At 52.5% G+C, this 12,300-nt stretch carries 15 protein-coding genes; 7 read left to right on the forward strand and 8 right to left on the reverse strand.

Annotated elements, in window-relative coordinates; all coding sequences use genetic code 11:
• The first annotated feature begins 4 nt into the window (after positions 1-4).
• The gene (locus tag EDM56_RS28885; RefSeq protein WP_122921396.1) at positions 5-679 is read left to right on the forward strand and encodes a response regulator transcription factor; all 675 of its coding nucleotides are present in this window, start codon (positions 5-7) and stop codon (positions 677-679) included.
• Positions 676-1,740, forward strand: a complete 1,065-nt coding sequence (locus tag EDM56_RS28890) for a sensor histidine kinase (protein WP_122921397.1) — start codon at positions 676-678, stop codon at positions 1,738-1,740. The genes EDM56_RS28885 and EDM56_RS28890 overlap by 4 nt, the downstream gene beginning before the upstream one ends.
• A gap of 41 nt (positions 1,741-1,781) precedes the next feature.
• On the opposite strand, the gene EDM56_RS28895 is transcribed toward EDM56_RS28890, so the two are convergent.
• From EDM56_RS28895 to EDM56_RS28915, 5 genes are all read right to left on the reverse strand, one after another.
• Entirely contained in the window at positions 1,782-2,021 is a 240-nt protein-coding gene (locus EDM56_RS28895; RefSeq protein WP_483995139.1) for a DUF2798 domain-containing protein, read from the reverse strand.
• 122 nt (positions 2,022-2,143) lie between these two features.
• Entirely contained in the window at positions 2,144-2,770 is a 627-nt protein-coding gene (locus tag EDM56_RS28900; RefSeq protein WP_122921399.1) for a LysE family translocator, read from the reverse strand.
• 87 nt (positions 2,771-2,857) lie between these two features.
• Positions 2,858-4,405 (reverse strand): MFS transporter, encoded by a 1,548-nt coding sequence (locus tag EDM56_RS28905; protein WP_122921400.1) that lies wholly within the window; start codon positions 4,403-4,405, stop codon positions 2,858-2,860.
• The gene (locus EDM56_RS28910; protein ID WP_122921401.1) at positions 4,402-4,842 is read right to left on the reverse strand and encodes an SRPBCC family protein; all 441 of its coding nucleotides are present in this window, start codon (positions 4,840-4,842) and stop codon (positions 4,402-4,404) included. The genes EDM56_RS28905 and EDM56_RS28910 overlap by 4 nt, the downstream gene beginning before the upstream one ends.
• Positions 4,835-5,344, reverse strand: coding sequence for a MerR family transcriptional regulator (locus tag EDM56_RS28915; RefSeq protein ID WP_122921402.1), 510 nt, complete (start codon positions 5,342-5,344; stop codon positions 4,835-4,837). The genes EDM56_RS28910 and EDM56_RS28915 overlap by 8 nt, the downstream gene beginning before the upstream one ends.
• Before the next feature lie 363 nt (positions 5,345-5,707).
• Between EDM56_RS28915 and EDM56_RS28920 the strand changes: the two genes are divergently transcribed.
• Positions 5,708-6,610 carry an RNA polymerase sigma-70 factor gene (locus EDM56_RS28920; protein WP_122921403.1) on the forward strand — a complete coding sequence of 301 codons (903 nt, stop codon included), beginning with the start codon at positions 5,708-5,710 and terminating at the stop codon, positions 6,608-6,610.
• Positions 6,611-6,673: 63 nt separating this feature from the next.
• Here EDM56_RS28920 and EDM56_RS28925 read toward each other — a convergent pair whose 3' ends face one another.
• Positions 6,674-7,393 carry an SDR family NAD(P)-dependent oxidoreductase gene (locus tag EDM56_RS28925; RefSeq protein WP_122921404.1) on the reverse strand — a complete coding sequence of 240 codons (720 nt, stop codon included), beginning with the start codon at positions 7,391-7,393 and terminating at the stop codon, positions 6,674-6,676.
• Positions 7,394-7,474: 81 nt separating this feature from the next.
• Positions 7,475-7,924, reverse strand: coding sequence for an Lrp/AsnC family transcriptional regulator (locus EDM56_RS28930; protein WP_122921405.1), 450 nt, complete (start codon positions 7,922-7,924; stop codon positions 7,475-7,477).
• Between the two features lie 142 nt (positions 7,925-8,066).
• Here EDM56_RS28930 and EDM56_RS28935 point away from each other — a divergent pair, with 142 nt between their 5' ends.
• Positions 8,067-8,471 carry a carboxymuconolactone decarboxylase family protein gene (locus EDM56_RS28935; protein WP_122921406.1) on the forward strand — a complete coding sequence of 135 codons (405 nt, stop codon included), beginning with the start codon at positions 8,067-8,069 and terminating at the stop codon, positions 8,469-8,471.
• A gap of 93 nt (positions 8,472-8,564) precedes the next feature.
• Positions 8,565-9,242 (forward strand): NADPH-dependent F420 reductase, encoded by a 678-nt coding sequence (locus EDM56_RS28940; protein WP_122921407.1) that lies wholly within the window; start codon positions 8,565-8,567, stop codon positions 9,240-9,242.
• A 25-nt stretch (positions 9,243-9,267) separates the two neighbouring features.
• Here the strand turns inward: EDM56_RS28940 and EDM56_RS28945 are convergent, their stop codons facing one another.
• On the reverse strand, positions 9,268-10,116 hold the full coding sequence (locus tag EDM56_RS28945) for a LysR family transcriptional regulator (protein ID WP_183192636.1): 849 nt from the start codon (positions 10,114-10,116) through the stop codon (positions 9,268-9,270).
• Positions 10,117-10,231: 115 nt separating this feature from the next.
• Between EDM56_RS28945 and EDM56_RS28950 the strand changes: the two genes are divergently transcribed.
• Positions 10,232-11,491: an MFS transporter gene (locus EDM56_RS28950; protein ID WP_122921409.1), complete on the forward strand. Its 1,260-nt coding sequence runs from the start codon at positions 10,232-10,234 to the stop codon at positions 11,489-11,491.
• Positions 11,492-11,653: 162 nt separating this feature from the next.
• The gene (locus EDM56_RS28955) at positions 11,654-12,226 is read left to right on the forward strand and encodes a DNA-3-methyladenine glycosylase I (RefSeq protein ID WP_122921495.1); all 573 of its coding nucleotides are present in this window, start codon (positions 11,654-11,656) and stop codon (positions 12,224-12,226) included.
• The last annotated feature ends 74 nt before the right edge of the window (positions 12,227-12,300 follow it).

Consider the following 12,300-nt stretch of genomic DNA (forward strand, 5'->3'; position numbering starts at 1 on the left):
GGCTATGACGAAACTGTTGGTAGTGGATGATGACATCAATATCCGCGAGTTGGTCGCGTTATTTTTGCGCAATGAAGGCTTTGACGTATATGAAGCGGGCGATGGCGTCGAGGCGCTCGCCCTGCTGGAATCGGTCAAGGTCGACATGGTGATTTTCGATATCATGATGCCGAATATGGATGGTTGGACGCTGTGCCGGGAGCTGCGCGAGTTTTACGATTTGCCGCTGCTCATGCTGACGGCAAAAGGGGAGACAACCCAAAAGGTGAAAGGCTTCGAGCTGGGCACCGACGACTACCTTGTAAAGCCGTTTGAGCCGGCGGAGCTAGTGGTGCGAGTGAAGGCGCTGCTCAAACGCTACCGTATCTCAATCTCCCAGACGGTGCAGATCGGCCAGCTGACCTTGGACCGCAAAACATACGAAGTCTTTTGCGAGGGCAAAAGCATGACGCTACCGTTAAAAGAATTCGATCTGCTGTTCAAGCTAGCCAGCTATCCTGGCAAGACGTTGTCCCGCGAGCTGCTGATTGAGCAAATTTGGGGCTATGATTACGAAGGCGACGAGCGCACCGTGGATGTGCACATCAAGCGGTTGCGCGAACGATTTCCCGAGGAACGCCATTCGTTTCGGATCAAAACGATCCGCGGGCTGGGGTATCGCCTGGAGGTGCTCGCTTGAAAAAGTTTTGGCATATCGTCCGCCATGTGCTCGGGTTCATCGGCACCATCGCCGCCTTATGCGCCAGCTGGTGGGCCGCTTATTATTTGACCGATTATGTGTACCGCAAGTTCGATATTCAAATGGCGGAATATTTCCGGCAAGTTCTTACCGGTTTGGTCGGCATTTTTCTGCTTGGTGCGGTGGCAGGTATCATCGGCCGCTTGTTTCATCCCAAACGGATGCGCGGCATCCACATGCTGCTTGATGCGATCCGGCGCATTTCCAAAGGGGACTACAATATCAACCTGAACATTCAGGGCAATGAAGATCACCCGATCAATGCGCTCGCCCACAGCATCAACAACATGGCTGTCGAGCTGGGGCAGATGGAGCAAATGCGCCAGGAGTTCATCTCCAACGTCTCGCACGAGATCCAATCGCCGCTCACCTCGATCAGCGGATTCGCGCGGGCGCTGCAAAACGACCGGCTCGGCCCGGAAGAACGCGCTCACTATCTTGGCATCATCGAGGCGGAGAGCATGCGCCTGTCAAAGCTGAGCGATAACTTGCTAAAGCTGACCTCGCTCGAATCGGAGCATCATCCGTTTGAAAAGAAAGCGTTCCGGCTCGACAAGCAGCTGCGTAGTATCGTACTGACGTGTGAACCGCAATGGCTGGAAAAAGACCTTGAAATGGCCGCTTCGCTTGCGGACTTCACGATCGTGGCGGATGAAGATTTACTGAGCCAAGTGTGGGTCAATCTTTTGCACAACAGCATCAAGTTCACGCCACACGCAGGCACGATCGGCGTCCAGCTTCATCGGCGAGATGACGAAGCCGTCGTCCGCATCTCCGATAGCGGCATCGGGATTGCGGCGGAGGAACTCGAGCATATTTTCGAACGGTTTTACAAAGTGGACAAATCCCGGAACCATCGCCTGGGGGGCAGCGGGCTCGGCCTGTCAATCGTGAAAAAAATCGTCGAGATGCATCAGGGACGGATCGAGGTAGCGAGCACGCCGGGGGAAGGCACCGTGTTTACGGTCGTACTGCCAATTGGTACGCACCCAGAGACATAAATAAGATAGAGGGAAAGCCGAAAGAAGTGACCGGCTTTCCCTTATGCTGTTTTCAGGGACAAGCTTGGTTTGACGAACTTCACGAATACGAAACGAATGATCGACCCCATGACGATCAATTGCAGAGGGAAGGCAAATACGAAATTTTTGAGAAAGGTCAATCCATAGCTTCGTACAAGCGACTCCGTGGGAAGTCCGTGATTCATGTATGCGGTGACCATTCCGTAAAACGACATAAAGAACACCATTCCGAGCACCATGCATGTTGACGTGGCGAGGATGACGAGAGGGAGCTTACGCCAAGCAGGTCATTGATGATCAAGTTATAGAACGTATGAATGTTGCTGTAGCAACCTTCCGAAAAAGAAAAAAACCACCGATTGTTTGGTGGTTTTTGACAGTCTTACGGCCGTTTTTCCAACGCAAGTCGAATGCCGAAGCCGACCAGCACCAAACCGCTTATACCCTGGATCGCACGCTGAACGGCCGGCTTTTTCATCCAAACGCTCAGCGTATTAATCAAGAGCACGTAGAACACAAACCATGCGATCGTGATGGCGGTATACGTCACGCCCATCAGCAGGAATTGCCATAGCGTGTTGCTATGAGTGTCGACGAATTGGGGAAGGAATGTCAGGAAGAAAACAGCAACTTTGGGATTGAGCAAATTCGTGAGAAATCCTTGGCGGAAGCTCGATTTGCCCTGGTGCTTGTGCACGCCGGTTTCGTCCGGCTCCTGGGCGGCTTTGTTTTTCAGTGCCCAGAGCGATTTAATGCCGAGGTACAGTAAATAGACGGCGCCCGCGTATTTGAAGATGGAGAACAGGACAGCGGATTTTACAAGGATGGCAGATAAGCCGAGAACGGCAGCTGCCGTATGAATGACAAGCCCGCACGAAATTCCCAGCATCGTCTGGAACCCGCCTTTTTTACCGTGCATGATCGTGTTTTGGGTCGTCAAGCCGGTATCTGGGCCAGGCAAGATGACGAGAATCGTCGCCATCAGGACAAAAAGCGAAAAATGTACCATTGATGATCCCACCCATTGTGTATGTTGCAGAAAATTCTATACCAAATGAAAAGTAGCGGCAATTGGTTTTTTGGAGACAAACCCTAATTACAACTCACCTGGTGTTTTCTGCCCAATAGGGGGGATATGCCGAAGCTTAATCATGGTAAGTATGGCGATAGCGAGCATGAGCCCGCCGCTAACGGTCACAACAGCATGCATGCCGTCGGTAAATGCGATTTGGGCGCCATGAAGAAGTGTTGCACCAATTGGATCGGGCAAAGCTTTTGCTGCCGAGACAGCCCCAGCCAGACTTTCGCGGGAGGCTCCTGCTGTTAACGTCGTAACATCGCTTGGTATGAAGCTGGCAATTTGCGTGCGGTACACGTACGTCCCGATGCTGCCTAATACGGCGATACCAAGTGCGAATGCGAATTCACCACTCGTCTGCAGCAATGACGCCGCCGAACCCGCTTTCGTTGGCGGAGCCGAGCCGATAATGAGATCGCTGGACAAGCTCGCAAACGGGGCTGCTCCCACATTAAAAAAGATATAACCGACGATCAGGGTAGAGAGTCCGGATCCCCCCTCTACTTGGGACAGTAGAATACAACCAATGGCTGAGACGGTAAGGCCTGCCCCGATAAGGAGCGACGGTCGGATCCGCCGCGCAATGATCGGCGACAAAAACATGCCCGCCATCGACGCTATCACTCCCGGAAGCATGCATATTGCTGCCCCGAGCGGCGATAGTCCTTCCACGAATTGAAGATGCTGTGCGATAAAAATCATGGAGGCGCCTGTCAACGTTATGCCGAACAAGCCGCCCAGCGCCGTGCTGAAGGCGGGATTGGCGAATAGGCGCAAGTCCATTAGCGGACTGTCCAACCGTTTCTGCCGCCTTACGAATAACGTCCCGAAAGCAACTCCAGCGGCGATGGCAATGAGCGGCAAGGTTTGTAGACCTTGCTTTGCGATTTCCTTAAGCCCGTAAATTGTCGCTAGAATGGTGCACATCGACAGCATGACGCTAGTCATATCCAAACGACCGGGTGCGGGATCCCGATATTCGGGCAGAAGATGGGGCGCAGTCAACAACAGCAGCGCCATGACGGGAACGCCGAGTAAAAAAATCGACCCCCATGAAAAATGCTCCAGCATCGTCCCGCCAACCACAGGGCCAATCGCCATGCCTCCCATGGAGCACATGAACCATATGCCTATGGCGAGGGAACGCTGCTTGTGATTGCGGAACATGTTGCTGATTAACGCCAGGGATGAAGGCGATACCGTCGCCCCGGCAATGCCGAGCAAAGCCCGTGCTGCAATCAGCATTCCGGAGGTGTTGGAATAAGCGGCCAACAATGAAGCCAAACCGAATGCCGCCGCGCCAATCATCAGCAGCTTACGGCGGCCTAGCCGATCTCCGAGCGAGCCCATCGTGATCAGAAACCCCGAAAGCATGAAGCCGTATATGTCCATGATCCAGAGTTGCTCTGTACTGTCAGCGCCGAGAGAGACGCTTATGTGAGGAAGCGCGAGAATCATGACGGACAAGTCTATCGAAACGAGCAAGGCAGGCAATGAAAGCACGGCAAGCCCAATCCATTCCTTCAAATCGGCCCGGGTATTCGATTCAAACGCAGCATCTGTCATTGGCTGTCCAGAACCTCTCCGAGTCGATCCAACATCACATTTGTTCCGTGCTCACGCTGTTCCGGCGTATCGAGACCGTCCAGAAAAACACCCTGCTCGGTATAGATCAAGCGCGTGCCGTCTTCCACAGACTCGAATTCTACCGTCGTCACTGAGACAGACATCCGCTTGTCTTCCACGTCCAGTGTGTATGAGTATACAATTCGGCTATTCTGAACGATCTCCTGATAGCAGGCATCGAATATGTAAACGGGTCCTCCAGGCGGGCCACCGCGATTGAACTCCCGTCCACCGACGCGGAAGTCAAACTCGTCGGCTTTCGGAAACCAGCTGGCTTTCGCTGCTTGACCCGCCCATGCAGCGAAAACACGGGCAGGGGAATGCTTATAGTTCTTTTCGATGACAAACGTGGAATGCTTGGCAGATCTTTCACTCACAGTCAAAACCTCCTTGTCCGGGTTCTTCCGGATGCTCGTCTAAATATTCACCAAGTCGGTCGAGGTGGAGATCCATACTCGATTTTCTCTCGGCGAAAAATTTCTCATGTTTCATTCTCATCGTCCGTATGATGTTCATGAACTGCTCTACGGTAAACGGTTCGTTCCTTTGCATCCGACTCGATACATTCTCAAGCTCGTGCAAGAGTTTCTGTTGCATGCGGATACTTTCTTTCAGGCTGTCGATTTGGATGGTAACAATGTCTGACAGGCTGAGTTGATCTCCGTCCAATACGGCTTTAATCTGCTCCAGCGATAGCCCCAATTCCTTCAAGGACAAGATTTGCTGAAGTCGTGAAATGTCCTTTTCCGTGTAGAGTCTGTATCCGGATTGCGAATAGCCGGATGGCGAAAACAAGCCGATCTGATCGTAAAAACGCAAAGTTCGTATCGTAATTCCCGCCATTTTCGCAAGTTCTCCGACTTTCCACTGTTGCTTCATAATCAGCCCCTTTCTGGGTCGCTAGCTTTTCACCGGTACCTTCACTATAAACCGTTACGTGACGTAATGGTCAAGGATCATTATGAAGTTTTTCCCAGTGGACGGATCAACAACAATCATGGGTCTGCTTTTTATCCATTCTTGGAACTTATCTTGATCGTTAGTCCTGCGTTCCGGAAATCGATGGTCTCTACGTAGCAGGGGACTGGGTTCCCAATGGCGAAATGCTCGCTGATGCCGCAGCAGCCAGCATCAGACGGGCGGCCCAGGCGATTATTCGAGAACGCGGGCAAGCCAGGGCGGGCGCGGGTTTTTTGACCTCGGAGTAGCGATTCGAGCAATCATGCAAAAGAGGGGAGACCAATGGAAACGACTGAGCAATTTTATAACGAGTTTAAGCCGCTGTTGTTCTCGCTTGCGTATCGAATGCTAGGGAGCGCGATGGATGCGGAAGATATCGTGCATGAGGTGTTCCTTACGCTTAGAAACATCGAGACCGAACCGATCAGCAACATGCGGGCATACCTTTGCAAAATAGTCACGAACCGTTGCATCGACCGGCTGCGTTCGTCGAGCAAGAAGCGCGAGGTGTATGTCGGGCCGTGGCTGCCCGAACCGATCGTGACCGACGGGCGAGATGCTGGGGACCCGATGCAAAGCTATTTGGCGAAGGAGTCGATCACGACTGCTTATCTACTGTTGCTCCAGCAGCTGTCGTGGGTGGAGCGCGCGGTCTTTTTGCTGCGCGAGGTATTGCAGTATGACTACGATGAGATCGCGGAGATCGTGGGAAAAACGAGCACCAATTGCCGCCAGATTTTTCATCGGGCCAAGCGGAGCATCGGCGGTAAGCATGCGATGTTGGCACAGGGTGAAGGTGCGGAGCAGTCAGACGGGAAACGGCTTGCTGGGGAAGCCAGCCGCGTGATCGATCAGTTCGTTGAGGCGTTGCAAAGCGGGAATATCGGGAAGCTAATGAGCGTTTTGGCGGCTGATTCAACGCTGTTCTCGGATGGCGGCGGCAAGGTCACGGCAGCCGTTCGCCCCATCGTGGGTGCGGAACGGATCGCCCTCTTTTTGGCTGGAATTATGGCGAAAGCCACGTCCGGTTTTTCCTTCAAAGTGGCGGTTGTTAACAATCAGCCGGGAATCGTCACCTATGAGGATGGCAAACCGTCTTCTGTCGTTTCATTTCTTGTTGAGGAAGGCAGCATTGCAGCGATTTATATTGTCGTGAACCCGGATAAGCTGCTTCATGTGCACTAAACGGGCAAGAACCAGTCACCTGCAACAAGGCAGGATGGCTGGTTCTTTTTTCTTAGTGAATCATCAAGCGTTCAAATCGGTCATCGCCGGGATCGAGATTTCTTTCACGCAAGAGACGCGCGAAAGGGTCGTGACACACTTGACCAGCGCAACGATATCTTGAACAGGAATGCGCGTGCCTCCGTACGTGTCGATCGCTTTTTGAGCACCTTCCTCATAAGGGATGGTAGCGGCGAGCTCGCCGGGATGGATGCACGTGACGCCGATGCCAAACGGCCGGACATGCTCACGAACGGAATGGCCGATTCCTCGTAGGCCGAACTTGGATGCGACGAATGATACCTGCGGATTGTTCGTGTTGTCCAGTCCGGCGGTCGAGCCGATCAGGATGATTTTTGGATTGGTCGATTGCTTCAGGTTGGGCAAGACCTTTTGGATGCAGGTGATGGTTGAAGTCATGTTCACGTGAATGATGCGGGCAATCTCTTCGGGGTCATCCTGCTCGAAATCGTATCCGGCTGCAAATCCGCTGCTTTCCCAGATGCCTACATTGTACAGAAACACATCGATCGTTCGGCCTGCGAGCGCGTCAGCGATCAATTTGGGGGAGGAAGGCAGGGACAGGTCGGCCTCGATCCAGAAGCGGTTGACGCCGTCAAGAATCTCCAAGCTTTTTGGGCGGCTGCGCGATACGATCCACACGTTGTCGCCCGCTTCCGGCAGTCCCTTCACGAAAGCGTCGCCCAAGCCTTTGCTTGCACCGAAAATGAGGTAGTTTTTCATTGGATAGAGCCTCCTTGAAAGGCGTTTTTTCCAATCATATCCAATTAGTTATACATTGTAAATGAAAAAGTATATAAAACGTTATTCAAGCTCGCTTACTGCTTTCATCACGCTGTTATCGACATCGACCTGCGAAAAAACAAATTGCGTTTTGGTGGCGGCGAAGGGAGTCACGGTGTTGATGAAGGCTTCAATCTGTTCCATGGAACGGGCGGAAAGCTTCACGATAAAGCAGGCGTCCCCCGCAATCCGGTAGCAAAACTCGCTGTCAGGATAGCTGGCGATGAAGCGGCTGAAGCGCTCGTATTCGCCGTTTTTCATCGTGAGCATGACGAAGCATTCGATCGGGAAGCCCATTTTCTTGCGGTTGACCTTGATTGTGTAGCCTTCGATGATTCCCTGGTCCTCCAGCTTCCGCACCCGCTCCGCCACGGATGGAGCGGACAGGTTAATCCGCTTGGCCAGCTCGCGGATGGACATCCTGCTGTCCAATTGCAGCTCAGATAAAATCTTGATGTCGGTTTGATCCATATGTAAACCTCCGTGAGTTGATTTCGTTTCAAACGGAATGCAGATGTGTAAATTACGTTTCGAACGGAGTGTGAACGCTCTTGTTTTACAAATATCATAGATATACAGCTTTTTCTACACTCTTTTTTACGGAGGTATTCTTATGGCACGCATTTCATTTTCCGCAAATGGAGCGACGCCCTTCCAACGTCTTTTGGGTCATAACGAAGCGATTTTGGCAGGGTGGAACGCATTGGGGGTTACGTTTTCTGGCGGCAGGCTGTCGGCAGAGCTGAAGGAGCAGGTGCGCCGGACGCTGGCTTTCGGCAATGGCTGCGAATACTGCATGGCAAAAGGGAAGCCTGCGGATGTGCACATCGATCCGCGGGAATCACTCGCCGTCGCATTTGCTGGCATCGTGCTAGAAGGTCATCAGCGAATCGATGATGCCGTATTCGATGTGCTGCGCGAGGCTTTCGATGAGCAGGAGATCGCTGAGCTGCTCGCCTATATTTGCTTCACGACCGCCTCGCAAATGTTTGGTGCGCTCACCCGGCTTGAGCCCTAGCCTGAACCAATGGTTTAAAGCATAGAACATAGTCGACATTCTCCCGTGCGGACCCCCGTACTATACTCGATGTACCGAGAGGGGGAAGCAGTGATGGAGAATCTTGTAAGTGTTTTGGGAACAGGAAGGATGGGCAAGGCGCTGGTAAAGACACTTGCGCCTCATGTCGGCCGTTTGCGCTGGGGAACGCGCGATCCGCAAAAGCTGGCCGCATTGATTGAAAAAGAAGAGGGTTTGTCACATGTCGAGGCTTGCTCCTATGAAAAAGCGCTAGATAACAGGATCATCATCCACACGTTGTGGCTGAGGCATTTGCTGCCACTGGCGGAAGCCAACCGCGAGCAGCTGGCGGAAAAAATCCTGGTCGATGTGACCAATCCATTCACAGAGGATTTCACCGATTTCATCCTCCCGTGGGGCACATCGGCGGCGGAGCAAATTCAGCAGGCGCTGCCGCAAACATCTGTCGTAGGGGCGTTCAAAAACACGTACTTTCAAGTGTTTGACCAGCCCGTGCACCAAGGGATGGTGAGCGATTGCTTTGTGACGAGCGATGTGGAAGATGCGAAGCGGCAGGTACTGTCTTTGTTCGCGAGGTTGCCGTTTCGACTGCTTGATGGCGGCGCCTTGGCGAATAACCGCACGATCGAGCGGATGACGTTGTTTGAACGCGAAATCGCTTTGCGGTACAAGTCGTATCCGTATGTGTCATTGCGACTGTTCGGCATCGATGAACAGCCGCGTGAGGAGCGTGAAGCGTCTGCCGAATGACGAATGACGAGAGAAAAGGCCCTGCTCAGGCAAAATAGCGAAGCAGGGCTTTTTCATTGGAAGCGGAATGCGAGATCAGTGAAATCGTCCGCTTTGCCGCTTCTTCCTTGATCGGTATGGCCTGCAAATCGGCGTGGGGCAGGTGCAAGGCGACGAGTTCGGGCACGATCGCCATCCCTGCGCCAGCGGCCACAAAGCCGAGCAAAAAATCACCAAAGCCGACTTCCATTTTGATGGCAGGGACATGACCGTGTGCTGCCATGATCAAGCCAACCGTTTTTCGCACACTGCAATTGGGGGGATACATCACCAGCGGCACCTCGGCAAGTTGACTTAGAGACACGGTGGTGGCTTTTACCAGCGGGTCGGACGTTCGAGTGACGGCGTAAAAGTGTTCCTCGAATAGATCGACAACCCGCAGCGATTTGTGGACGGGGATGCGCTCAATCACCGCCGCATCCAGTTTTTCTTCTTTTAACAGGGCGAAAATTTCAGTTGATGTGGGGCGAACGGTAAGTTCAATCTCAATCGCGGCAGATTCCAATGCCAATATTCGCTTCGGCAAGTAATGGGCGGCCAAGCTGGGCAAGGTGCCGAGCCGGATGCGCCGCTTTTGTCGGCATGCTTGCATCTCGCGTTGAATCTGTGCGAGTTCATGCAGTAACGGCTGAATCCGCTCCGCTAAGAGCTCACCGCTAGGAGTCAACTCGACGCCGGATGTAGACCGGTAAAACAATGCAGTGCCATAGTAGCTCTCCAGCCGCTTGATTTGTTTACTCAGGGCAGGAGGGGAAAGATTCAGCTTTTCACTCGCTTTCGAAATGCTTTTTTGCCGCGCAGTTTCGAGAAAGCTGTCAAAATAGTCGGTATCCATATCAAAGACCTCTTTCTGGTGAACATACAACCGATCATACATTGTCTGTCGCTATTTGCAAACGCGTCATCACACATTGCGGAAGGCAATACCCGCTCACGAAGGGAACGTATTCATGGCCTTTAAACATTATCATCGAAACGTAAAAATACGCATGTACGATGTCTTCATCAACAGTCTGTGCAGTATGCTTTATCTTCCGTTTATGGGCATTTATTTTGCCGATCATTTCGGCGCGCAGGTGACGGGGATCGTCATGATTGCTACGGTCATAGCAGGGTTCGGGACAGGGCTGTACGGCAGCTACTATGCGGATTTGATCGGGCGGAAAACGATTATGGTCTTAAGCGCCGCAGTCCGCTTGGCTGCGGTGGCAGCCGTGCTTCTCGTAAATACCCCGTGGTTTCAATCCAGCTTGATCACGCTTATTGCTGTCATTATTTTGTCTGCATGCAGCGGCGTGAGCGAACCTGTCTCCGAGGCCATGGTAATCGATGTCACCACAGTCGAAAACCGTAAATCGGTCTACAACTTTTTGTATTGGTTTCGCAACCTGTCGCAGGTCATCGGCGGAGTGGTCGGCGGCTTTTTATTCAAGGAGCATTTTACGCTGCTTTTGCTGCTGTCGGCGGCGCTATCACTGGCATCATTCATACTTATTGCGTGCTGGATCACCGATACGTACGTCCGGCCGGAAAAAGGCGGCGGGGGAGTCAACGTGTTGAAAGACTTGTTTGCCCGCTACAAGCGTGTCAGCAGCGACACAACCTTCATGATCTTTACGCTCGCCACGCTCTTGTTTTTTTCGTTGGAATTCCAGCTGACGAATTATATCGGTATCCGTCTGGAGCGAGAGCTACCCGACCAGCAGATTCAGCTGTGGGACGGTCTTGGGTTCTCGCTGGACGGCGTGAAAATGCTCGGTTTCCTACAGGCGGAAAACACCTTTCTGGTCGTTTCCGCCACGCTGCTGATCGGCGCGCTGATGAGGCGGTTTCGCGATACGAATGTACTTTTTGCCGGACTCATTATGTATACGATCGCCTATGTTTTTATGGGATGGAGCAGTGCGCCGCTCGTTTTGTTGGTAGCGATGTTTTTTGCGACGACAGGGGAGATCATGTTTTGGCCGGTACGGCAAGCGTACCTCGCCCAGCTCATTCCCGATGATGCCAGGAGTTCGTACATGGCGGTCAATTCACTGGTTTTCCAGGGGGCGCGAATCATCGCATCTGTTTGTATCACGGCTGGAACGGTCGTATCGTCGGTCATAATGGGCATCTTTTTCGGCACGATCGGTCTGACCAGCATATTGTTGTTTTTTCAGGTCATTCACAGACTCAACCGAAACAGGCAGCAGAAGCTGTCTTCATAAAGGGAGAAACCATCGTTTTTGGGAAAGCGGATCGGCTCGTACGGGGCTGATCCGTTTCAATTTTGTCCCAGTTGCGAGGGGAAGATCTTGAACAAGCTGGAAAAAAACGATATGATGAAAGGGAATGTACGTTCGTTATTTTTCGTTATAGGGGGAATCGAAATGAACCGATGCGGATGGGTGACGCAGGACCCGCTGTATATGGATTACCACGATAAGGAGTGGGGGGTGCCTGTTTACGATGACCGGCTGCTGTTCGAATATTTGAATCTGGAAGGTGCCCAGGCAGGGCTCAGCTGGTATACGATCCTCAAAAAACGGGAGAACTACCGCAAAGCGTTTGACAATTTCGATGCCGAGACGATCGTCGCCTATGACGAGCGGAAAGTTGAGGAGCTGCTGCAAAACGAAGGGATCGTTCGCAACCGCCTCAAGGTCAATGCAGTGATCGAAAACGCTCGCGCTTATTTGCGGGTGCAGGAGGAGTTCGGTTCGTTTCGCGACTACATCTGGTCGTTTGTGGGAGGAAGCCCGCTTATCAATGATTTTCAAAGCATGAGCGAGGTGCCTGCCTCCACCCCGATCAGCGACAAAATGAGTAAAGATTTGAAGAAGCGCGGCTTCAAATTCGTCGGCTCCACCATCTGCTACGCATTCATGCAAGCGGTAGGCATGGTCAACGATCACATTGCAACATGCGACTGCCGTGCAGCTGTGCAAACAGCGGGGAAGTAAAGGGCCTCTAATCGAGGTATGCAGCCGTCAGGAAGGTTCCTGACGGTTTTGTCACTTCCGAGGGATTCCCACAT

Source organism: Brevibacillus fluminis (assembly GCF_003710825.1).
Lineage (GTDB): Bacteria > Bacillota > Bacilli > Brevibacillales > Brevibacillaceae > Brevibacillus_D > Brevibacillus_D fluminis.

Excerpts from the sequence above, each read along its gene's own strand:
- EDM56_RS28885 (WP_122921396.1), top strand. The coding sequence starts at position 5 with ATGACGAAACTGTTGGTAGTGGATGATGACATCAATATCCGCGAGTTG.
- EDM56_RS28900 (WP_122921399.1), bottom strand. The coding sequence starts at position 2,770 with ATGGTACATTTTTCGCTTTTTGTCCTGATGGCGACGATTCTCGTCATC.
- EDM56_RS28905 (WP_122921400.1), bottom strand. The coding sequence starts at position 4,405 with ATGACAGATGCTGCGTTTGAATCGAATACCCGGGCCGATTTGAAGGAA.
- EDM56_RS28915 (WP_122921402.1), bottom strand. The coding sequence starts at position 5,344 with ATGAAGCAACAGTGGAAAGTCGGAGAACTTGCGAAAATGGCGGGAATT.
- EDM56_RS28920 (WP_122921403.1), top strand. The coding sequence starts at position 5,708 with ATGGAAACGACTGAGCAATTTTATAACGAGTTTAAGCCGCTGTTGTTC.
- EDM56_RS28925 (WP_122921404.1), bottom strand. The coding sequence starts at position 7,393 with ATGAAAAACTACCTCATTTTCGGTGCAAGCAAAGGCTTGGGCGACGCT.
- EDM56_RS28930 (WP_122921405.1), bottom strand. The coding sequence starts at position 7,924 with ATGGATCAAACCGACATCAAGATTTTATCTGAGCTGCAATTGGACAGC.
- EDM56_RS28935 (WP_122921406.1), top strand. The coding sequence starts at position 8,067 with ATGGCACGCATTTCATTTTCCGCAAATGGAGCGACGCCCTTCCAACGT.
- EDM56_RS28940 (WP_122921407.1), top strand. The coding sequence starts at position 8,565 with ATGGAGAATCTTGTAAGTGTTTTGGGAACAGGAAGGATGGGCAAGGCG.
- EDM56_RS28945 (WP_183192636.1), bottom strand. The coding sequence starts at position 10,116 with ATGGATACCGACTATTTTGACAGCTTTCTCGAAACTGCGCGGCAAAAA.
- EDM56_RS28950 (WP_122921409.1), top strand. The coding sequence starts at position 10,232 with ATGGCCTTTAAACATTATCATCGAAACGTAAAAATACGCATGTACGAT.
- EDM56_RS28955 (WP_122921495.1), top strand. The coding sequence starts at position 11,654 with ATGAACCGATGCGGATGGGTGACGCAGGACCCGCTGTATATGGATTAC.